General features: G+C 68.1%; 2 protein-coding genes. Both read left to right on the plus strand.

The genetic code is table 11. The annotated features are described in order from the left end of the window. On the plus strand, positions 1-474 hold a 474-nt coding region (locus AC1D00_RS40365; RefSeq protein WP_477014543.1), incomplete at its 5' end, for an FAD-linked oxidase C-terminal domain-containing protein. Beyond that, on the plus strand, positions 471-1,577 hold the full coding sequence (locus AC1D00_RS40370) for a four-carbon acid sugar kinase family protein (RefSeq protein ID WP_477014544.1): 1,107 nt from the start codon (positions 471-473) through the stop codon (positions 1,575-1,577). The genes AC1D00_RS40365 and AC1D00_RS40370, both read left to right, overlap by 4 nt. Positions 1,578-1,595: the final 18 nt, after the last annotated feature.

Consider the following 1,595-nt stretch of genomic DNA (forward strand, 5'->3'; position numbering starts at 1 on the left):
GCGCAGGCGAAGGCGATCTGGGCGGTCCGCCACAGCGTGTCCGAAGGCAACAAGCGCAGCGGTTACGTGGTGTCGCATGACAGCGTCGTGCCGCTGGAGCGCCAGGCGGCCTTCGTCAACAATGTCGAGGCCCGGATCAAGGCCGCCGTGCCGCATGCAAATGTGGTCATGCACGGACATATCGGCGACGGCAACATCCATGTCGTGGCCTTGATGGATCGCGTGCATTGCCAGGACCCGGATGCGACGGCCAGGCTGGTGGCCGAGATCAACGAGATCGTCGACGACGAGACCGCGGCGCAAGGCGGAGCCATCAGCGCCGAGCACGGCATCGGGATCACCAATCGCGGCCGGCTCGCCCGCGTTGCTGATCCCCTCGACATCGAGCTGATGCGCGGCATCAAGCAATTGCTCGACCCGGATGGCCTGATGAATCCGGGTAAGATTTTTGCCGCGGGAGGCGCGCGGCGATGACGAGCGTTCGCCTGCTTGCCGACGACCTCACCGGTGCGCTCGACACCGCGGCGGAGTTCGTCGGTCTGTGCGGACCGTTCGACGTCACCTGGCCGGAAGCGCCCGCGGCGCAAGGCTCCCGGAGCCTTGCGATCGACAGCGGCACGCGGGAACGCTCCAGAGCCGAGAGCGTCGAGATCGTCGAGCGGCTGGCGCCGCAACTGCGCGGGGCGACGATCGGCTACAAGAAGGTCGATAGTCTCCTGCGTGGGGCGTGGGCGGCAGAGCTCGGCGCCTGCCTGCGCAGCGGCCATTGGGCATCTTGCGTGGTTGCGCCCGCCTTCGACTATCAGGGGCGCCGTACCGTCGATGGCCAGCAATTCGCGCGCACGGTGCAGGGCGAGTGGCATCGCGTCGGCGACAATCTCCTCGCCCAGTTGCAGCTCGAGGGTATCGAGGCGCGGCAGGGGCAGGCTGATACGCTGGCGCAGGCCGGCGTTCAGGTCTTCGATGCCGAGAGCGACATCGATCTCGATCGTGTCGTGGAGATGGGACGGCGCATGCCGGGGCCGGTGCTGTGGTGCGGAAGCGGCGGATTGGCCGGGGCGCTCGCCCGGAGCCACCGTGCCGATGCGCCGAGCCAGTTGAAGCTGCCGGTGCTGGGGCTGTTCGGTTCCGACCAGCCCGCCACGGCGTCGCAGCTCGCCGCATGCGGCGAGGCGACCATCGCGCTTGCGGAAGGCGAGGGCGCCGCGCGTGTCCAGCGCAAGCTCGCCGGTGACGAAATCGCATTGGTCAAATTCTCTCTCGCCGAAGGCCTGGCGCGCGCCGAGGCGGCGCGGCGGATCGCGCGCGAAATGACGGCGCTGATCGCGGCGCTCGAACAGCCCGGCACATTGATCGTCGCCGGCGGCGAAACCCTGAAGGCCGCATGCGTTGCCCTTGGCGCGCATGCGCTCCAGGTGACGGGGCGTATCGTTCCGGGGTTGCCGCGCTCGATCCTGCAAGGCGGTCGCTGGGCCGGCGTTGACGTCGTCTCGAAGTCCGGCGCATTCGGTCCCAGCGAGCTGTGGCGCGACCTGCTCCGGGACAATCATTTGCTCAGAATGGAGAGTCCGACATGACCTCTCGTCATCTTGCCA

This window comes from Bradyrhizobium sp. P2_E8, assembly GCF_056403875.1.

What these genes read in the sequence shown, in the direction of transcription:
- AC1D00_RS40370 (WP_477014544.1), top strand. Translation starts at nt 471, where the DNA reads ATGACGAGCGTTCGCCTGCTTGCCGACGACCTCACCGGTGCGCTCGAC.